Source organism: Sporosarcina sp. NCCP-2222 (genome assembly GCF_023168145.1).
Lineage (GTDB): Bacteria > Bacillota > Bacilli > Bacillales_A > Planococcaceae > Sporosarcina.
Window position 1 is genome coordinate 1 of record NZ_BQYK01000004.1, and the last position, 20,569, is coordinate 20,569.

At 45.9% G+C, this 20,569-nt stretch carries 18 protein-coding genes; 5 read left to right on the top strand and 13 right to left on the bottom strand.

Going from position 1 to position 20,569, the window contains the following annotated elements; translation table 11 throughout:
* Positions 1 to 158: 158 nt before the first annotated feature.
* From NCCP2222_RS09625 to NCCP2222_RS09655, 7 genes are all read right to left on the bottom strand, one after another.
* Positions 159 to 443 (bottom strand): DUF6958 family protein, encoded by a 285-nt coding sequence (locus NCCP2222_RS09625; RefSeq protein WP_248511844.1) that lies wholly within the window; start codon positions 441 to 443, stop codon positions 159 to 161.
* 202 nt (positions 444 to 645) lie between these two features.
* Positions 646 to 1,836, bottom strand: coding sequence for a glycine C-acetyltransferase (locus NCCP2222_RS09630; protein ID WP_248511846.1), 1,191 nt, complete (start codon positions 1,834 to 1,836; stop codon positions 646 to 648).
* Positions 1,837 to 1,908: 72 nt separating this feature from the next.
* The gene (locus NCCP2222_RS09635) at positions 1,909 to 2,991 is read right to left on the bottom strand and encodes a hypothetical protein (RefSeq protein WP_248511848.1); all 1,083 of its coding nucleotides are present in this window, start codon (positions 2,989 to 2,991) and stop codon (positions 1,909 to 1,911) included.
* A gap of 130 nt (positions 2,992 to 3,121) precedes the next feature.
* Positions 3,122 to 3,760: a YczE/YyaS/YitT family protein gene (locus tag NCCP2222_RS09640; RefSeq protein WP_248511850.1), complete on the bottom strand. Its 639-nt coding sequence runs from the start codon at positions 3,758 to 3,760 to the stop codon at positions 3,122 to 3,124.
* A 282-nt stretch (positions 3,761 to 4,042) separates the two neighbouring features.
* A complete protein-coding gene (ybaK, locus tag NCCP2222_RS09645) occupies positions 4,043 to 4,531 on the bottom strand; it encodes a Cys-tRNA(Pro) deacylase (RefSeq protein ID WP_248511851.1) in 489 nt (162 codons plus the stop codon).
* Between the two features lie 799 nt (positions 4,532 to 5,330).
* On the bottom strand, positions 5,331 to 5,912 hold the full coding sequence (locus NCCP2222_RS09650; protein WP_248511852.1) for a hypothetical protein: 582 nt from the start codon (positions 5,910 to 5,912) through the stop codon (positions 5,331 to 5,333).
* Positions 5,913 to 6,054: 142 nt separating this feature from the next.
* A complete protein-coding gene (locus tag NCCP2222_RS09655) occupies positions 6,055 to 8,220 on the bottom strand; it encodes a DNA topoisomerase III (RefSeq protein WP_248511853.1) in 2,166 nt (721 codons plus the stop codon).
* Positions 8,221 to 8,424: 204 nt separating this feature from the next.
* On the opposite strand from NCCP2222_RS09655, the gene NCCP2222_RS09660 reads away from it, so the two are divergent.
* Entirely contained in the window at positions 8,425 to 8,937 is a 513-nt protein-coding gene (locus NCCP2222_RS09660) for a GNAT family N-acetyltransferase (RefSeq protein WP_248511854.1), read from the top strand.
* Positions 8,938 to 9,012: 75 nt separating this feature from the next.
* Here NCCP2222_RS09660 and NCCP2222_RS09665 read toward each other — a convergent pair whose 3' ends face one another.
* Positions 9,013 to 9,849: a MerR family transcriptional regulator gene (locus NCCP2222_RS09665; RefSeq protein ID WP_248511856.1), complete on the bottom strand. Its 837-nt coding sequence runs from the start codon at positions 9,847 to 9,849 to the stop codon at positions 9,013 to 9,015.
* An 84-nt stretch (positions 9,850 to 9,933) separates the two neighbouring features.
* Here NCCP2222_RS09665 and NCCP2222_RS09670 point away from each other — a divergent pair, with 84 nt between their 5' ends.
* A complete protein-coding gene (locus tag NCCP2222_RS09670; protein ID WP_248512540.1) occupies positions 9,934 to 10,404 on the top strand; it encodes a GNAT family N-acetyltransferase in 471 nt (156 codons plus the stop codon).
* Entirely contained in the window at positions 10,382 to 11,740 is a 1,359-nt protein-coding gene (locus NCCP2222_RS09675; protein WP_248511858.1) for an MATE family efflux transporter, read from the top strand. Before NCCP2222_RS09670 ends, NCCP2222_RS09675 begins: the two co-directional genes overlap by 23 nt.
* A 26-nt stretch (positions 11,741 to 11,766) precedes the next feature.
* Here the strand turns inward: NCCP2222_RS09675 and NCCP2222_RS09680 are convergent, their stop codons facing one another.
* From NCCP2222_RS09680 to NCCP2222_RS09695, 4 genes are all read right to left on the bottom strand, one after another.
* A complete protein-coding gene (locus NCCP2222_RS09680; protein WP_248511865.1) occupies positions 11,767 to 13,053 on the bottom strand; it encodes a diguanylate cyclase domain-containing protein in 1,287 nt (428 codons plus the stop codon).
* Between the two features lie 15 nt (positions 13,054 to 13,068).
* A complete protein-coding gene (locus NCCP2222_RS09685) occupies positions 13,069 to 14,637 on the bottom strand; it encodes a putative bifunctional diguanylate cyclase/phosphodiesterase (protein WP_248511866.1) in 1,569 nt (522 codons plus the stop codon).
* A gap of 215 nt (positions 14,638 to 14,852) precedes the next feature.
* Entirely contained in the window at positions 14,853 to 15,416 is a 564-nt protein-coding gene (locus tag NCCP2222_RS09690; RefSeq protein ID WP_248511867.1) for an NADPH-dependent FMN reductase, read from the bottom strand.
* Between the two features lie 90 nt (positions 15,417 to 15,506).
* Entirely contained in the window at positions 15,507 to 17,438 is a 1,932-nt protein-coding gene (locus NCCP2222_RS09695; RefSeq protein WP_248511869.1) for a cation:proton antiporter, read from the bottom strand.
* Positions 17,439 to 17,703: 265 nt separating this feature from the next.
* On the opposite strand from NCCP2222_RS09695, the gene NCCP2222_RS09700 reads away from it, so the two are divergent.
* Together NCCP2222_RS09700 and NCCP2222_RS09705 are read left to right on the top strand one after the other, a co-directional pair.
* On the top strand, positions 17,704 to 18,750 hold the full coding sequence (locus NCCP2222_RS09700) for a CMP-N-acetylneuraminic acid synthetase (RefSeq protein WP_248511871.1): 1,047 nt from the start codon (positions 17,704 to 17,706) through the stop codon (positions 18,748 to 18,750).
* Between the two features lie 24 nt (positions 18,751 to 18,774).
* Complete coding sequence (locus NCCP2222_RS09705) at positions 18,775 to 18,960, top strand: SE1832 family protein (RefSeq protein WP_248511874.1); 186 nt, start codon at positions 18,775 to 18,777, stop codon at positions 18,958 to 18,960.
* Between the two features lie 48 nt (positions 18,961 to 19,008).
* Here the strand turns inward: NCCP2222_RS09705 and NCCP2222_RS09710 are convergent, their stop codons facing one another.
* On the bottom strand, positions 19,009 to 20,460 hold the full coding sequence (locus tag NCCP2222_RS09710; RefSeq protein ID WP_248511876.1) for a phospholipase D family protein: 1,452 nt from the start codon (positions 20,458 to 20,460) through the stop codon (positions 19,009 to 19,011).
* Positions 20,461 to 20,569 lie beyond the last annotated feature (109 nt).

Below are 20,569 nucleotides of genomic sequence, written 5' to 3' on the forward strand. Positions count from 1 at the left end.
GACTTAGCTATTTCAATTGAACTTTCCCTGCCATTTAAATAACGATTAACTGCTTGTAACTTATCTTCTGCAGTAAATTTAGCCATAGAAAAAATGCACCTCCAATTGTTAGATGGTGTCTAACAATTGGGGTGCAGTTCACTCTGGCGGGTTTTCATTTAGCCCAGTTTTCGGATAAAGAGATCACCATTGACTTGCGAGCATTCAAATAACCCGCGTGCCTCTAAATCAGTCACGAGCGCTTCCATGTACCATTGATTGTTCCCGTCAAACGGCGTCAGCCGTCTCAACGTCTTTTTCGATAATTCATCAAATGAAATCCAGTCTTTTTCACCGGCTATATGCAACATCGCTTTTTTTATTTTGTCATATCTGAATCTGACAATGGAAGGGCCTTTTCTGCCATTCCGTTGCAGCAGTTGTACGTGTTCGTTATATCTCAAAGAATTCACCTCACGCATTTATACTAAGTTATTACCCTCTTTCTATTAATATATGCATAGATTGCAGAATTTTTTTAGGAAGAACTATTCACGTATTATTTCAATCTTGTTACAACCCCTATCTACCTTCCTATATAGGCTTAGGCATTAATTGACATGAAGCCAAAATAAAAAACGGACAGGCGTGAGCCCATCCGTTTTATTATTGAATGACACCTAGTTCTTTTCCGACTTTCTCGTAAATAGCCAGCGCGTCATCAAGCATTTCCTTTGTATGGGCTGCAGTCGGCATGTTACGCACTCGTCCTGTGCCTTTTGGTACTGTGGGGAACACGATCGATTTAGCGTAGACGCCTTCTTCAATCAACCGCTTAGAAAATTGCTGCGTCAATTTTTCCTCTCCGATAATACAAGGAGTGATCGGCGTTTCGGACGCTCCGATGTTAAATCCGAGCTTCTTCAATCCCGCTTTTAAGTAGTTGCCATTATCCCAAAGCTTGTCATGAAGCTCCGTGGATTCCATGATTTTATCAAGCGCTCCCATGATAGCGGCCACATCGCCTGCAGGAAGTGCTGTAGAGAACAAGAACGGACGGGAACGGACTTTCAACCAGTCGATCAATTGCTGCGTACCGGCCACATAACCACCGACAACACCAATTGCTTTGGAAAGTGTTCCGATTTGGAAATCAATTTCTTTCTCCAAACCGAAATGCTTCACCGTTCCTTTTCCTTTACCAGTTACACCTGATCCATGCGCATCATCCACATAGGTGATCAAGTCAAATTCCTTAGCAATTTTAACCGCTTCCGGCAGGTTGGCAATATCCCCGTCCATGGAGAATACCCCATCCGTAATGTACATCACTTTACCGTATTGGCCGGATTCAGTCGCTTCTTTTGCTTTCGCGCGGAGATCATCCATGTCTTGGTGTTTGACACGGATAATTTTCGCCCCGGAAAGACGGCATCCATCAATGATAGAAGCATGGTTCAATTCATCAGAAAGAATCGCGTCGTTTTTATTCATAACAGCAGAAATGGCTGCCATGTTACAGTTAAAGCCGGATTGGTAGGAAATGGCCGCTTCCGTTCCTTTGAATTCCGCCAATTTCTTTTCAAGCGCCACATGGATATCAAGCGTTCCATTGATCGTCCGGACCGCTCCTGCTCCGACACCGTATTTTTCAGTTGCCGCAATGGCAAGCTTTTTCAAATCCTCGTTTGTTGCCAGACCGAGGTAGTTATTGGATGATAAGTTGATCAGTTGTTTGCCATTAATTGTTATGACAGGACCGTTTGGACCTTCAACTGGGTCAATTTCGTTATATAGGCCTTGATCGCGTAATTCTTTTAAGTTTTCTTCTAAAAATGAATGCAATGCTTTCGACAATGTGATCTTCCTTTCAAACGAGTGGTGCCCTCATTTTAGCATAGTTGTGGGCGTTTCGCTGAAAGATACATCTTAGGAAGGCAGGAGATCCCAAACGGCAGCTTCCCGTTCAGCGAAGACTTTCTGGTCAATCGCTGAGTCAAGGGACGTCTTTACTTCTCGCATTGCGTTTGCATAAGCATGCATATAACCGGAAGCATCCAGTATTTTTTCTTTATACGCTTCCTCGATCGGCGCGACTTTCTCTTCAGCCTCGGGATCTTCCGCACACAGAGATAGGAGATCCAATATTTCATCACCTTTTAATTCCGGCTCATATTCATGCGGTTTGGTCGCATCAAATAGACAAACGGAAAGTTCCGGGAATAACACTAGATCTACACTCGCCGGATCTAACCCGCACCAGCCGTACAGCACATCGATGCCCCGCCGCTCTGCTTCTTTGCCAAGTGCTTTCATTAACGTTGATTTTCCCGAACCGGACAATCCTTTGATCAGGAGCCGCCGTTTTGCGCGAGACGTAATCGACGGAATGAAATCCTTTGCTCCTCCTGCCGACAATGATCCGATGATTCGGTGGGCCACGCCCGATTCCTTATGCAGCTTCATGGAACCGAACAATTCCTGCTTCAGGGATTCGATCAGCTGCTCATGTTCCCTCCACATCATCCGCACAATATTGACCGCTTCCCAATCATCATGGATATGCTTCGCCTCCGAAAGCGAGGATAACGTTTTTTGCAAGGCTTCCTCTGCTTCCGCCTTCGTGGCCACGACCCGGTCGTTCAGCTCTTTTAACTTCCTGTCATCATACACGTCATAAAAACTAACGACTTTATGCCGCCCGCCGAGTTCAACCGGCTCCACCGCCACCGGATGGGATGCCTGCAAAATAAGCAAATTCTCCCCTCTGACATACACAGCGTCTGTCTTATCGGGTTGAATCGGATTCATAAAACGATCAACAAACAAGCCCCGCTTGATAAAATGAGATGCGATATCCTGCAAAAGCGGGGATAATGCATTCGTCGGTGCACTCTTTAAAAAGATCACATGCTTTGCCGTGTCAATCAACTTGTCATATTTATGTGAGATTCCATGCCCCGTGTAGGCCGTCCCCATATATTCCGTAATTGTCCCGTATATCGTAACCATCCTTTCCAAATCGATCTGAATAACCTAAATCTAACTTATGCCCAAGGTTTGAAAAAATGCACGGCTTGTACTAGATTGATTCACAAAAAGAAAAGACACCCTTTGGAGAGCGTCTTTGCAGCTATGTATATTATCTTCTGAATAAAACTTCCTCGTCCTCTTCACGGGCAATTTTTAATAACAGTTTACGACATTGGGGCAAAGCATAATGGACAATTTGTCCGATCAACAGCGCGATCAGAACAGTACCCACTCCAACTGGTCCCCCGAGCATCCATCCGATGATGGCGACGACGACCTCAATACTGGTCCGTACGACCTTCACACTGACCCCCAGCTTTTCCACAAATATCAGCATTAAACTGTCCCGGGGACCCGCCCCAACATTTGGCGAAACATAGACCCCTACCCCATAGGCCGTCACAATTACACCAAGCGTAAAAATGACCACCTGCCCTCCAAGCGAGGCGAAATCCGGGAGCAGCCAATTGAATAAGTCGATGAACAGGCCGATCATGAACATATTCAACCACGTCCCAAGTCTCGGCCATTGCCGGAGAACAATCGCCGTACTGACGATGATAATAAAACCCGTTATAATACTCCAGGAACCGATCGATAACCCCAAATTCCGGTACAACCCGACATGCAGCACATCCCATGGCCCAATGCCCAGCCGATTCCCTTTAATGGTCATCGAGATCCCAAGCGACATAATCATCATGCCCACCAGAAAAAACACCCAGCGCCACACAAATATCCTTCTCATTCGCATTCTTCTTTCCAAGCCCGTTCGCAGGGCTACTTGTTTATCTATGTCGACTGCCATACGCTTCGCGGCAGAACACCACCGAACTACATTATTCACGCAGCCATCACAAATAGCAGCGTTTCCATTTCTTTAATAGTAACATGCAAGTGCACTCTAGCAAATATGAGATCCCATTTGATGCAGCGCTACAGATATGCCATGGCACACTTCTTTGAAGTGAAGCAATTACACTTCTACAATCGCCACAAAGGGGATGCCGGCCAAACGGATGAAACACAATTACCCTTTCACTATTGCAGCAAAAGAAGCACTGGCCACCCGGGCAAAATCCGCCGGCGCCACCTTCATTTGCAAACCGGGCTTTCCCGCACTTACGATAAAAGTCGGAAGCGGCTCCGCAGACTGATCAATGATGACAGGCAGCGGCTTCTTCATCCCGATGGCCGTACAGCCGCCACGCACATACCCCGTCTCCTTCGTCAAATCCTTCAGCGGCAGCATCTCCAACTTCTTCACGCCCGCCGCCTTGGCCGCCTTCTTTAGATCCAGCTCTTCCGCAACCGGTATGATAAAAACAAACAACTCAGAAGGGGCAGCAATCGTAACGAGTGTCTTATACACCAAGTCCGCCTGCTGTCCGGTCTTCTCTGCAACCGACACCCCGTCCAGCTGGCCATCGCTCATATCATATTCAATTACCTCGAACAGAACACCTTCATTTTCCAACAATCGCACTGCATTGGTCTTAACCGCTTTCTTCTTCGCCATCCGGCACCCTCCTTTATAGTTGCTTATTTGAATGACAATTAATATCTGGTGACCCAACCGCTCGAATATTTCTAGAACAGCTCGTATCTCGGCTCAACCGCTCGTATAATCTTGGGACAGCTCGTATCTTGACTCAACCGCTCGTATAATCCTGGAACAGCTCGTATCTGGTTTCCAACCGCTCGTATATGCTTCCAAACAGCTCGTATATTTTCCAGAATGGCATAATTTCAACCATCCCATCAATTCTTTGATTGGTTAAAAGCATTCAGCGCGCCATGAAGTATAGACGACGTATCACTTCCCCGCGAATTGGCGGCTTTCCAAGGAACACGCCTAATTAAACACCCAAAGTCTATGCATAAGCCAAAGCTTACAACATGAAGACTGTTTAAAATGTTTCCCCCTGGTTGCTCGTATATCCGTTGGACACATCAACTCTTCCAAGACCGCTCGTATCTTCGCTTCAACAGCTCGTATATTTCTGCAACCCTCGTATATCTCCTGGAGTGCTCGTATATTTCTATAACCGCTCGTATATCTCCAGAAGTGCTCGTATATTTCTACAACCGCTCGTATATCTCCTGGAGTGCTCGTATATTTCTGCAACCGCTCGTATACCTGGAGTGCTCATATATTTCTACAACCGCTCGTATATCTCCTCGAATGCTCATTTCTATAACCGCTCGTAAACCCCAGGACTCCTAGTTTTCTCTCCGAGGGGGGCTCGTGTTTATTGCTTCCCTCATTATTGTCTATGGAAAAAGGCTGTCCTGCTAGTAGGACAGCCTTTTTCCATTTATGCACTTACGTAGTATTGCGGTCCTTCGAGTCCGTAGCCTCTCGATTTCGCTTCGACCTGGATGGTGTAGGCGGAGATGGCTTTGGCGAATTGTTTTTCCGCCGTGATTTTGAATGAACGGTGGTCGGCAGAAGGCTGGGGCATGATGACCGAGTTGCGTTCCTGCTGCTTGGTTAGTTCTGTTAATTTCACTTTGGCTTTCTTTTGCATCGCGAGACGGGCTTCGGTTTCCCGGATTTTTGCGGATGCTGTGGCGGCGAGCTGGTGATCGGCGGTTGTTGGTTCAGAGACCGAATTTGCTTCCCTCCGGACTTCTCGCCACAGGTCGATCGTTTCTTCCAGTGTCTTTCCGAGTGGCGGGGTGATTTGTTTCATCTGTCCAGCACCCAATTTTACAAACTGCTGTGCTTCCGCCTCTTTTTTTCCGAGCAGCAGCGCTTCCAAATCGGCCAGCGTCTTTTGATGCCGGCCGTTGTATTCGGATTGTCTGTCATAAGCGTGTTCGGCGTTTCGTCTGCGCGCTGCGTCGTACCGCTGCATCTGGTCTGCTGCTGAAGCGAACGTCATAATGGCGTTCATGTTCCTTCACCTCCTGCCGGCCTCTTACAAGGCCGCTCCTTTTACACGATCTGTTGAAGTAGAGGAAATCTCCCTCCACTTCGTAATAAAGAAATTATATCCATTATTCACTTAGCGAACTATCAGACAAAAGAGCTAAAATTTACTTTTCAAATAGTTTCTTTAGCGCATCTGCCATTGCTGTATTTTCCGGTTCTTCCTGCTTTTTCAAATACTTTTGCACATCCCGCTTGTCGGCTTTCTTCCCGCCTGACTGGTTGCGTCGTTTTTCAAAAGCGGACAGCTTCTCCCGGTGTCCGCATTTACAGACAAAGATCCTGCCGTCGCCCTCTCCCCGCAGCTCCAATTTCTTTTTACAATTCGGGCATCTCGCATTCGTCAATGTAGAGACATTCCGGCGATGGCCGCATTCCCGGTCTTGGCAGACGAGCATCTTGCCGCGCTTCCCGTTCACTTCCAATAACGGTTTGCCGCAATCCGGGCACATTTTCCCCGTTACGTTATCATGGCGGAATTTCTTATCATCCGTTTTGATTTCCTTAACGGTCTTTTTCGAGAAATCAATCATGTCCTTCATGAACACGTCTTTCTTCATCTTGCCGGCAGCTATTTTCGTCAAACTCTGTTCCCATTCGGCTGTTAACGCCGCCGATTTCAAATCATCCGGAACGAGCTCGAGCAGCTGTCTTCCTTTGGAAGTTGTATAGATGTCATTGCCTTTTTTCTCGATGACGAACGAACTGAATAGCTTTTCGATAATGTCGGCTCTTGTTGCGACTGTTCCAAGACCGCCTGTTTCACCAAGCGTTTTAATCAAATCCTTTGATTCCCCTGCCATGAATTGCGCCGGGTTCTCCATTGCGGCAAGCAATGTCCCTTCGTTGAAACGCGCAGGCGGTTTTGTCTGTCCGTCTGTCATAACAACCGCTCTGACCTTGATTTCATCACCTTTTTTATATGCCGGAAGCCGGTCTGTATCCTCTTCGTCTTCATCCGTTGAATAAACGGCCTTCCATCCTTCGTCGGTCACCGTCCGGCCTTTTGCCTTGAACATTTCTCCACCAATTTCGACTTCCACTGTCATTTGGTCATAGCGGAACGGGCCGAAGAACACAGCCAAAAACCGTTTGACGATCAAATCATACAGACGCTGTTCCTTGTCGGATAAGTCCTGATAAACCGGCGTTTCCTCTGTCGGGATAATCGCATGGTGATCGGAGACCTTTTTGTCATCAATGACCCCTTTTTGCGGCTTTACTTGGCCACTGCGCAACAAAGTATTCACTGATTTCCGGTAAGGACCAATATCAACCGCTTTGATCCGTTCTTTCAACGTACCCGCCATATCGGAAGTCAAATGCTTGGAGTCTGTCCGTGGATAAGTTACCGCTTTGTGACGCTCATAAAGATTTTGGAGCGTTGATAAGGTTTCCTTTGCAGACCAAGACCAGCGGCGATGTGCTTCTTTCTGTAACTCCGTCAGGTCGAACAAGGAAGGGGCCGGCTGCTGCTTCGGCGTGGTTTTTACGTCCTTCACTTTTCCAGAATGAATGCTATCAAGACGTGCAAGCACCTTTTCCACAGCTTCCTTTTGGAAGGATTGCGTCTGCCCTGCTTGATCATGCCATGTGAAGCGGGTCGACTCCGTTAAAGCCTGCAAGCCGTAATAAGATTTCGGTTTAAAATCCCGAATCTGTTTTTCCCGTTCCGCGATCATTGCAAGGGTCGGTGTCTGAACACGCCCCGTGGATAACTGCGCGTTATATTTCACGGTTAACGCGCGCGTTGCATTGATTCCTACAACCCAGTCGGCTTCCGCACGGGCAACTGCCGCTTCATACAGATTTTCGTATTGTTTACCGTCCTTCAAGTTCCGGAAGCCATCTTTAATCGCCTTGTCCGTGACCGAAGAAATCCAAAGACGCTTGACTGGCTTGCGGTTTTTGGCCATCTCCAAAATCCAGCGGGCCACCAGCTCCCCTTCCCGGCCGGCATCCGTTGCGATGATGACCTCTTTCACATCATTTCGTTTTAATACCGCCTTTACCGCATTGAATTGTTTTGATGTTTGACGGATCGGCGTTAATTTGAAAGGCTCCGGAATGATCGGAAGAAGCTCCAACTTCCACTCCTTATATTCATTGCCATACCTTTCTGGATCTGCGTGCGTTACAAGATGGCCCAGCGCCCAAGTAACAATATATTGCGGCCCCTCCAAGAAGCCGTTCCCTTTATTATTGCAGCCAAGCACCCGCGCAATATCCCGTGCCACGGATGGTTTTTCGGCTAATACGACTGATTTGGACATAAAAAAATCCCCTTTCTTCATAACCCGATTATACGGGAGAATGCCTGATGTTGCATCCGAAGGGAATGCAAGTATGGAAACATGCTTCCTGTGTAAAAATGACGAAAATCGACTTAAGAAAACGGCTATGCAGAAATTGATCGAATTTCGTAGTAATCTGTAGGGTACAGCTTATCCTTAAGTAGATGCGAAGGAGTGAATGGAATGTTTGATGGGAGAGAGTTTGATCAACTATACGCATTGATGGAGGAATCTTTTCCGATTAGCGAGCGGAGGACATATGAGGGACAGAAAGCATTATTAACTGATCCGCATTACCGACTTGTGACGAAATCGGATACTAATAACCAAATCATCGCATTTATTGCCTCATGGGAATTTACAGCATTCCGCTTTGTAGAACATATCGCAGTCGACCCTTTCATGCGTGGAAGCGGTACAGGCGGAAAACTGATGGCCAGCTATCTAGAAGAGTCATTAAAACCCGTGATTTTGGAGGTTGAGCTTCCAGATACGGAGCTTGCCAAACGTAGAATAGGCTTTTACGAGCGATTAGGGTTTCATCTCAATCCTTTCGACTATGTACAGCCGCCACTGCAGAAAGGGCAAGCAGACCTGCCCCTGTACATTATGAGCTATCCCCGTCTGATTACCGAAGAGGAGTTTAGCCAGATCAGAGAAATTCTATATGCCAATGTTTACAAGGTTGCACTGTAAGCCCCTAGAGGATTTCGCGGATAACTGGAATAAACCGACTTAAAAAAGGACAGATTGGGATGATTTTCAACCAATCTATCCTTTTTCATTTGTCGTGACCTCCATCATAATTTTTGTTACATACTCTTCCTCCCGGTTTTTCAGTACCGCATCATAGATATATTCCTCGTACACGTATTGTCCAAGACAGTATCCATGTTGCTGCATGTAACTCAATAATCGTTCATAGGTGGACGATATGGTGTCAGCCGTCCCGATATGATAGCCGACTAGAAAGCTGCCTCCGACCGCTTTGAAATAGGGATGGCCCTCCCTTGGATTCGGCTGCTCCATATACAAATAACTGTAATTTGAATAATCCCCTTTTAGGACATTCTCCTTTTTTGTCATTCCGCCAATTGGGTAACCCGAATCCAGCTGGGCACGATACAATTCCTCAATAAAATCCGAGACGGCTGCAACAAATTGCTCCTCCGTCGAATTTTCTATCGTATCACTTAAATACATTGTGCATTCTGGCAAGTATTCTAACGAGGTTTTATCGAATTCAATATCCAATGCCTCTTCGATTAGTTTTGATTTCACAAGAATCATATTTTCAATCATCTCGAGTTCCTGGCGCTTCTTTGATACGACCTCTTTTTGCAGACGCATTAAGTCCGAAAAGTTCTCGGGCGATTTATTTGCCATGTATTCTTGAATCTCCTTTAATGTCATTCCGACTGCTTTTAACAGTTCAATGACACTAAAAAATTCATATTGGGCAATTGAATAATACCGATACCCCTTTTCATCTTTCATGATCGGAGCCAATAATCCGATTTGGTCATAGTAGATCAACGTTTGCTTATTGACCTTGCAAAGGTCAGCAAATTCACCAGTGGTAAACAGTTTTTCTTTTCGAATACTCAATTTTCAACGTCTCCTCTTGACTATATAGTTACTATATACCCTACATTGTAGGTAGCCCCATTGAAAGAGAAAGGTTTTGACATTATGTTCACGGAAATTCGTGACGATTTTAACGAAGAAGAAATTTTAGCATTACGTATTGCAGATGAGCAGGAGGGCTTTATTGAGAGTACGCTGGAATGCTTGCAAGAAGCAGAACACGACCGTCGGTTTATTCCGGTCGGCCTGTACATGGAGGATAGGGCTGTCGGATTCGCCATGTACGGCATGTTCCCGCATGCAGAGAATGAGCAGCGTGTTTGGTTGGACCGCTTTTTGATTGATGAACGCTATCAGCATCAAGGGCTAGGTAAACACTTTTTAGAGTTCCTTTTACGCTATTTAACCGATCTGTATGATTGTCGCCAGCTATTTTTAAGTGTGTATGAGACGAATACAGCCGCTATTCATTTATACAAGAAATTCGGCTTCGCTTTTAATGGTGAGCTGGATGAAAATGGCGAGAAGGTAATGGTGAAGGAGATACACAAACATGACAACGATGAATCACATTGAAAGCCGGCCACTCCGGCCATTGTTTTTATCCTATCTGATTCCCTCGCTAATCGGAATGACGCTTATGTCGGTCAATATTTTAATTGACGGTATTTTTGTCAGTCATGGCGTGGGTCCAACAGCGCTCGCAGGAGTCAATATAGCCGTTCCCATTTTCTCTATCTTACTCTCCATATCTCTTTGGATCGGTATGGGGGGCGCGACCCTCTATTCCATCTCGCTCGGCGAGGGACAGACAAAACGCGCATTAAAAATATTTACATTATCATTCGGCCTAATGCTCCTTATCGTTTTGTCTTTAGTGAGCGTGCTGCTGATTAACTTAAAGGACATCTCCTATTTATTCGGAGCAAGCGACCTAACCTATCCTTATGTTCATGAATACCTGCGTGTCATTTTACTATTTGGTGTATTTTACACGACCGAAAACCTGTTAAGCATCTTTATTCGAAATGACGGGAATCCGAAGCTTGCGATGATGGGCTTGATTACAACTTCTATTCTCAATATCCTATTGAATTATCTATTCGTTTTTGTATTTGATTACGGGGTAACAGGCGTGGCTTTTGCTACTGCACTGTCCACAGTTGCAGGCCTGATGGTGTTGTCCCTTCATTTCTTTTGGAAACGGGCCAACCTGAAATTTGTTCCAGGATTTCTAAACTGGCACGATACGATGAAAATCATTTCCATCGGCCTGCCCAGCTTTGTTGTTGAAGCCTCTATGGCCGTCATCATCATCTTCTATAATGTGACCTATTTACACTACATGGGTGCCAATGGCGTGACAGCCTATGCGATGGTCAATTATGTCCACGCTGTCCTTTTGATGGTGTTCTATGGTATCGGAATGGCCTTACAGCCACTCGTCAGCTACCACTATGGCGCTGGTTTGACAGGCAGATTAAAAGCCCTATTGAAAATCGGCATTATGACTTCTGTGCTTTTCGGTGTCGTTACAGCTACCTTGATCATGCTGTTTCCGAGCCAAATCATCTCGTTGTTCGGAGACAGTACAGTGGAGATTCAGCAAATTGCCACACAAGGATTTGCCCATTTCGCGATCGGTTATCTATTCCTCGGAGTTAATCTGGTCTATGCGGAGTTTTTCCAATCCATTGAGCGAATTCGTTTAGCAACCGGAATTGTCTTATTGCGGAGCATTATACTTTTCGTTCCGGTCCTCATTCTTTTACCGAAGTTCCTTGGAGGCCAGGCTATTTGGTGGGTATTTCCGTTAGTAGAAGGCATAACAGCATTAATCACTTATCTAATCAGCAAAATGAACATCGTTTCTCGCAAGATGCAAGCACAAAAAACAGGCGATTGCTCCTAATTCAGCAATCGCCTGTTTATTCGAGCTTAACCTATGCAGCAATTCCGGCCAGATTCCTTCGCTTCATACAAAGCCAAATCTGCCTGTTTGATCAATTCATCGTCTGTCATATTACCCTCCGCCACAGCGAGTCCAATACTCGTAGTGACTAAAAGACATCGGTCGGTGAATACCCATGGCTTCGCGATGGCTCTCTGGATTGATTCCGCGACTGCATAAGCATCCTCGCGTGAACCGACCGACGGCAGAAGCACAGCAAATTCATCGCCGCCAAATCGCGCCACCGTGTCCATCCGGCGGACCGCACCTTTCAATCGTTTGCTGAATTCAGCAATGACCTGATCCCCAATATCATGGCCATTCTGATCATTTATCCATTTAAACCGGTCGATATCGAGCAACAAAAGTGCCAGTCCCTCTCGCCGATACTGTTCCCGCTGCAATGCATCAGCAAGATGTTCATAGAATGCACGGCGGTTCCAAAGATCAGACAGCATGTCATGGTAGGCGAAATAACGCAATTGTTCCTCCGACCGCTTATCCACCGAAATGTCCCGTGCAATCGCCACAATACGGTTGATGCGATGCTGTTCATTGAACACGGGGGAGCCGTAAATCTCGAACCATATCCATTCATTCCATTTATTGCGCATCCGAAATTTCACTTTAAAATGCCTTTGCTTCCGAAGCGAATCGGTGAACGCATTCACTAGACCCGATCGATCTTCGGGGTGTATAAAATAAGGAAACGGCCTTGCCATGATCTCTTCCTCACTGAATCCGAGCGCCTCGGTGCAGGATGGCGAAATATATTCAACTTTGCCGTAGATATCGAGGATGACAATCAAATCCCGTGAATGATTCGCGATGATCCGGAACTGGTCTTCCGTTTCATGCAGCTTCTCCTGTGACTTGGCCAGGTCGCGTTCCGCTTTTTTCATTGCGGTCATATCATGGGCATGGATTACAATATGAGTGACCTGTCCTTCCTCATTCAACATCGGGACGAGACGGACAGAGGAATAGTACATCTCCCCATTCTCCATTTCGTAGGAATCTTCATAATGGAACTCACGCTTCGTATGGATTACGTGCAGATGGTTCAAACGAAAGAACTCGAATTTTTCTGGTGATTCTACTTCCCTTAGCGGTCTGCCGATCGCTTCTGCAGTCAGCCATGTTCTCTCCATCGCGGCACGGTTTATGTATTCGTAATATAGCTCTTCATTATCCCGTACCCCGATTACCATCACCATTTCCTTTATGCCTTCAAATAAGATCCTATTCAACAATTGATTGTCCGTTTCTGTCAACGGAACCTCCCCCCTTTACTGTGCCAAATATTCCCCTTGAAGCCAGGCCTCCATCTGATCTGCTGTCAGCGGCCTATTGTAAAAGTAGCCTTGCCCATAATCGCATCCGAATTCTCGCAGCGCTTGAGCCTGTGTCTCCTCTTCAATCCCCTCTGCGACAAGGGTTAACCCCAAATTCCGCCCCATATCGATGATTGTTTTTACAATGGATTTTGTATGCGGATGCTGAAGCATATCCTGGGTGAATGATTGATCGATCTTTAATCGGTCTATCGGCAGATAACCCAAGATGCTCAGCGAAGAATAGCCGGTCCCAAAGTCATCCATGGAAATATTGATTCCGATCTTTTTCAACTCATTTAATATCGTAATCGACTCGTCATTTTGCATGAGTGATTCTGTTATTTCAATATCCAAGTGATCTGGCGACAAGCCTGTCCTCTTTAAGACATCTTCAATGAATTCTACAAATCCCGGTTCATTGATTTGGCGGATTGATACATTCACTGCCACACTCAAATGAGGGTGTCCTGCGAGTTGCCAAGCTTTCACTTGACTGCATGCAGCTTCAAGAACCCATTTGCCGATTGGAATGATTGCTCCTGTTTTTTCGGCGATTGAAATAAACTCATTGGGTGGAATAAATCCAAGTTCTGGATGATTCCAGCGAATTAACGCTTCCACCCCTTCCATCCGTTCAGTGGACAGCTTCACTATTGGTTGAAAATGAAGCTCTAGCCGGCCTGAGTCAACTGCAGTTCGCAAGCCATTTTCTAGTTTCATCTTCCGGACATCGCCGACAGCCGTCTGGGCGGAATAAAAGCTGTATGTATTGCCTCCTTTTTCTTTGGACTCATACATCGCCTTGTCCGCATTTTTCAGTAACGTCTCTGCATCTCGTCCGTCTTTAGGGAACAGACTCACGCCGATACTTGCTGTTGTGAAAATTTCTTCTCCATTAATAATGAACGGTTCGCTGAATATGGAGAGAAGATCTGCTGATATCCCTTCCGCTTCATACTGATTCGTATGATTCAGAAGTACGACAAATTCATCTCCGCCATGACGAAACACTTCAAACGTTTGAGGCAAATGCTCGCGAAGGCGCTTTGCCACTTGCCGAATAAAGATATCGCCATATAAATGGCCCATCGTGTCATTGATGACTTTAAAGCGGTCCAAGTCCAGGAATAAGACGGCATTCACTCGATCTTCATTTGTAATTTGATCCAATTTGCGAAAGAGCTGTCTTCGGTTTGGCAGCATAGTCAAATCATCATGGTTCGCATTATAACTAAGCTCATCATTCATCCTTCTCAATTGGTCACTTACCCGCGAGTTAACGACCAATTGGTATTCCAGCCTTCGCGCATATACATCCATCCGATTAATCAAATAGATAAAAATCGGAGTGGCAAAGATGAGAAACACAGTAGTATCCACAATTTCATACCAGAGGTCATTATCAAATTTCCATTTAAAGATTTGACTTAGCAACTCTTCCAGCATGTTTGGCACGATAATGACCGCCAAAATGAAAATCCATAGCCTGCCATCCAAAAAGCCCTTAGTTTTTATTCCCATACCCCGCTGCTCCATTTCTATTATTATACAATGCTACAATATCCAAACAAAGGATTAAAAAACGGATTCTTTCAATATATAGTTAATATAATACTATATAAAATAAATAAAATCAGTATATTTTTCCTAAATAAATTTTGGAAAAACAAGGACTAATGTATCAATTGTATTTCTCAAAAAAATCCCGCTATCCTAAATGGAATAGCGGGATTTTCTTAGTCTTGATCCAAAGCGTCTTTCGATAGATGCCGGCTCATTTCTGCGTACTGGATAAATACACGCGCAAGCTCTTGCAAACGTTCTTGCACGTCTACATCGATAATATTGTTTTCATTATCAAAATGGCTCGTATGAGTATACACATAATTCGGTGTCACCATGCACCGGAAGTAATCCAAAATCGGCTTCAGCTGGTTCTCAACGACAAGATGATGCTGGAAGGTGCCGCCATTTGCCACAATGGATACCGGTTTATACCGCATGGCATGCGGATGAAGCATATCAAACGCATTTTTCAGGACGCCTGGAATCGAACCTTGGAAGATTGGCGTTGCAATAATATAGGCATCCGCCTCTTCAAATTTCCGGACCAGTTTTTTCATATCATCATTATATTGATCGAACGGACGACCGTCGACAAATTGGTGGTCATAATCCGCAAACCTTATCAGTTCAAGCTCATAGCCGCATCCCGTACCGTCGATATACGATCGTACGGTTTCAAGCACCGCTCCTGTTTTGCTGCCGATAATGGTCCCGTCCACAAACAAAACTTTCACTAGGCATATCCTCCTTAGCTGTTCTCCATTACCCATCGTACCAAAGAATAGGGGAGGTTTCCCGAAATTGAGCTTACTGACCGCCCGGCTCTACTCTTTTTGAGAAGAACGCGGAGCTTCCCCCGGTATTTGCGGCTTTTCTTTCCCTATATCTTCTTTAAACAGTTCTTCAATTTCACTGTCTGTAATTGGATACTCTCCATTTTCCTCAAACAACCTCTCCTTGATCCGTGCAATATTCTTAGCCGGAGAAGTGAGTGCCAGAACGGAATCCCCGGCAGTCGCCTGAAGTTCCCTTTTGGCAGTGAAAAATTCCACATTTCCATCCGAACGCAAAATATAAAGGAGAATGGATGTATCATCCCGTTCTCGCAAATATTGCGTATAACTATATTGCTTCGTAATCAATGTCTTTCGGATAAGATGCCCCTCATTCACTCGTTCGTCCAACTCATATATTGAAACAGGCGGACTAAATAGTGTCTGGCCGCCTGAAATACTGAGGCTCGATGATTCATTCCCGGCATGGAAGGCCGTTTGAAAAAGATGATGCCGCCCAAGATCCGGCGCGAAATCGGCGCAAACATGGGCATTGTACGTATCGCTTTCCGTCATCGCGACCATGTAACGGAATGGCGTTAAATCAATATGGTACTCAATCTGTTCGGTTAAAATATCCCCTATGTAGCTGGGAATGGAGCGTTTTCTTGCTTCTGCCAGAGCCTCCCAGGACTGATCGAGGATCAGGACTTCATGACCGTTATCCTGAATCGATTTTGCAAAGGCAGAAGCAAACTTCGAACCGCCGACAAGTAGCACACCGGATTCATCCGTTGTCGTCAAATTCAGCTTTCTTGCCAGCCAGCCGATTGAGAAACCATGCAGCACGACGGTGCTCAGAACAAGTGCAAACGTCAAGGCAGTCAGCATTTCTGCGTCCTGATAGCCATTGTCCACTAGGATGGAGGCAAAGTAGCCGGACACCGTAAGGGCGACAATTCCCCGGGGAGCAATCCAGCCGACAAGCGTTCTTTCTTTCCATGTCAATTCGGTACCAATCGTCGAAACCCAAATGGATAGTGGCCGAACGACAAACAGCATCGCCGCCACATACAACAGGATATGCGGATTTAGAATATCGACTAAAATCCGGGTATCGAGAGAAGCAGTCAACATGACAAAAATTCCGGAGATCAATAAAACTGAAATATTTTCTTTAAAATGCCGGACATCATTTAATGTTGTCATACGCAGATTTGCCATTGTCATCCCCATCGCCGTAACAGCGAGCAGGCCGGTTTCATGCATGATTTCATCAGAAAAGACAAAGGTGAACAGCACAACGACGAAGAGGATCGGCGCTTTTAGAAATTCAGGTATGCTCCCCCGTTCGAATGCTCGCCCCATCAATCGGGCAGCTGCCCAACCGAGCAACACGGCAAAAGCAGAAGCAGTAAAGAAGAGCAACAGCGATTTCAAAGACACTTCCGCCTGCAGGAATTTAATAAATTCAAAAGCGAAGACGGCAACGAGGGCGCCAAACGGGTCGACAACAATTCCTTCCCACTTGAGAATAGCTGCCACCCTTGGCTTCAGCCGAGCTTGCCTGAGCAGTGGCAGAATTACCGTCGGCCCTGTGACAATGAACAGCCCTCCGATAATGAACGCGACCTCCCATGATAGGCCAGCCAAATAATGGGCGGCCAGCGATCCGGCAATCCAGGCAATGAATGCCCCGATGGTCACAATACGGCCAACTGGCTTGCTAAAGCCTCGGATTTCCCGGATATCTAAGTTCAAACTGCCTTCAAACAGAATAATGGCAACCGCAAATGTGATGATCGGACTGAACAGTTCCCCCATCGTCTCTTGAGGATCAATCCAGCCAAAAATCGGGCCTACCAGCAATCCAGCGACCGACATGACAACAATCGCAGGCATCCGATATCGCCATGCAATCCATTGCGAGAGCATTCCAATCAATATGACAAGCAGCAAATCGAATAGTAAGGAATCAAACAAAGGAATCCCCCTCTCCTTCGAGAATAAAAACCAGTTTACCATACAACGGAACATCCATCAGGAATGGAATGTCTTCTTGCATCTACACTCCCTGCACTTCTTGAACTGTATCTTCAATTTGTAATTGGAAATCGTCCGTTCTAACTGGACAATTCAGCGAAATCATTCCTAGCCGTTCCATTCAGGTTCAGGAATCTGCACATAACTGCTTTTTTCAAATCATAGGGTGAAAGGGAGAGTAATGGATTCATAGGTCATAGAAAGGGTGATTCCAATAGAAACACGCGAAAAGAAAACCATTGCCATTCATGTAGCCCGAACAGATGCTAAAGGGACCTATCCCGCACGCAGAGCGGCCATCCTGGCTAAAATCCTGTCAGAAGAAGCGAATGTCCTATTCCTGACGGGTCCCACATCACCAGCTGCGCCTGAAGGCTTCCAGGAAATCACAATCGGTCGGAATACGACACTTGCTGATACCGTTTCAGTCATCAAACCAGCTTTACTTTTACGCGACAGCGGTTCCACAATCCAGGAGGAAGTTGACAAAATCAGAGAATCCGTTTCTTCCCTCATTCATTTTGACGATTTTGGAGACGGCGGCCGATTGGCGGATCTTGTCTTGCAAACATTGTATGAAGAAGAAAGCGAAAATGTAATGGAGCATTACGTTATGGAACGTAATTTGTACATGGCGGATGACCCATTTGACTCGTATCGAAAGATTGGCCTGCAGAAAGACCGGCCTGCCCCATTGCCGCATCTTGTCATTTCATTCGGAGAAGAAGATCCAGGCAATCTGAGCTACCGGGCTTTACGTCATGTCCTGCAGTTGCAGATCCCGCTTAAAGTGTCTGTGTTGGTCGGTGAACTATACCCCCATGATGTCAGCACGCTGCGAATGATGGCGCTTGGACGGCGGAACACGAATATTGTACAGCCCCCCTATGATACGGCCGAGCTTTATTCAACTGCGGACGTCATTCTCTGCGGCTCCGGCTATATGCCATACGAAGTGGCTGTCATGGGCATTCCGTGCATCGTCTTAGCACAAAATGAATTCGAGCTTGGACTCGGCTTCCCAAAAGAGCACCACGGTTTCATCCACCTGGGCCTTGGACGCAAAGTGAAACAATCCAATCTGCTGAATGCCATCATGGAACCGCTCCTTCACGAACCGCTCCGCAAACGCGCAATCCGCAGGCAAACGAACCTCAATTTAGGAAACGGGAAAGATACCGTTCTGGAAGCGATCCGTTACTTGTTGGAATATCCGAAACGCGGAAAAGCGATGTCCGATATGCTACACTAAAGAAAAAGATTGGGAGTGAGCCGAATGGACAAACGACAACTCGAAGCAGCCATCGCCGAACTAAAAATGGATTACATCAGCCTTCAAGGTGATATCGAAAAACTGGAATCAACCGGCCACGCTGACTCCGTGTACAAAGCAGAACAGCGCCTTGCTACTATGGAAACCCGATTAGCCGAATTGAACAAGCAATTGGAGAGTATTTCGTAAAAAAGAAAACCGTCCGTGGACGGTTTTTCCTTTTTAATCTGGAAACTCTTAGTACGTCGTCAGCTTTAACAATTCTTGCAAACGATAAATACCTCGTTGGAAGAACGTGAATTCATTTTGATATTCTTCAAAATCGAGGGTGTACAAGGCATCTTCATTGCTCCACAGCCGGTCAAAATATGCATTTAACTGGCGGACAAGCTGACTATCATTCGGAGCGATGACCCGCAAATTCCCTTCCAGGTTATAATTATTCAGTGTTCGGTCCGTCAAATTGGCAGAACCGTTCGTAATATACGTGCCCTGCTTTGTTTCCACAAAGACTAATTTTGTATGATATTGACCGATCACTGTGTTGTACCAGCGTACTTGAATCTTCTTATCTGTTTCATCCATCATCTTTTGCATCACAGGGCGGTTGGGCAATCCAGATTTTTCATTACCAAATGAGTTTTCGTTCGGATCCAGAATCATCTGCACTTCCACACCGCGATCGACTGCATCCTCGATAGCTTCAACAACTTCCGGCATGGCAACGAAAAACATTCCCATCCGTATCCGGTCTCCTTTTTTCGTGCGGCCGATATCTTGAAGCAATGCATCGAGTATCTTTCTTTCCGTTACATATTGGACTGCATATTGGCCTTCCTTTGATTCAACGGCCTCCGCCCTCGGCAATGAACCGCCATTTGTATACCGCACGACAGCTTCTTCCGATTCAAGGATGTCATTGATCACCGCACCGCTCACTTTCAATGCCACATTGCCGTGGAACCCACTTGCATCATGCGGATTTCCGGACGTGACGAGAGCCGCCTTATCCGTCACCATCGTTTTTCGATGATTCGCTTTGACGTTCAATAATTTCATATAGGAAGCGAGCGTCATCTTAGGGGCCTCACTCGCCATGGCATTCGGGATCCACCCCTTTTTCTCCACATGGATCCAGCGAAAAATTGTCCGGTAGAGACCAGAATAAATCGGTGTGGAATCCCGCAGTTTATCCAAATCAGAATAGACGACTTCGATGCCCGCATCTTCGAGCTTTGTGAACCACTTAGAATCGTAGGAACCGTATCCCGTGTTAAGCGGATCGGTAATGAACACAATATCCATATTAGGATTCTCCTGCTTTTTTTGAATCAATTTCGCCGTCAAGGTTTCCGCGATTTTAGGAAACTCCACTTTTTCATCCGAATAATGATCCATCAGAAAGAAATCCAAAACAATAAAGGACTCTGCCTCATCAATCATTTTGTATACTTCATCGAAGATGGACAGCTCATGCACCATGCCATCGCCCTTCTTGTTTTGAGCATACGTCAGGTCGGTGAACATTTCTACATCATCCGTCCGGTGCAGTTCCCCTTCATAGGGAATCCCTTTCGGCAGCGGCTTATATGTATGCCAAGCGATCACCGCTACATAAAGCATGACAAATAGTAATATTAGTAAGAACAAGGGGCTTTTCCACTTGCTCCGTTTCTTCCAACTTTTCATCTGATCCTCCCCGTCCCAACTAACGAACTATGACTATCAAGTTCCCGTTAGCAGGCGCTTGCAAACTAGCATAATCTCCCGAGGAAGATAAAAAACGAGTGCAGACCCT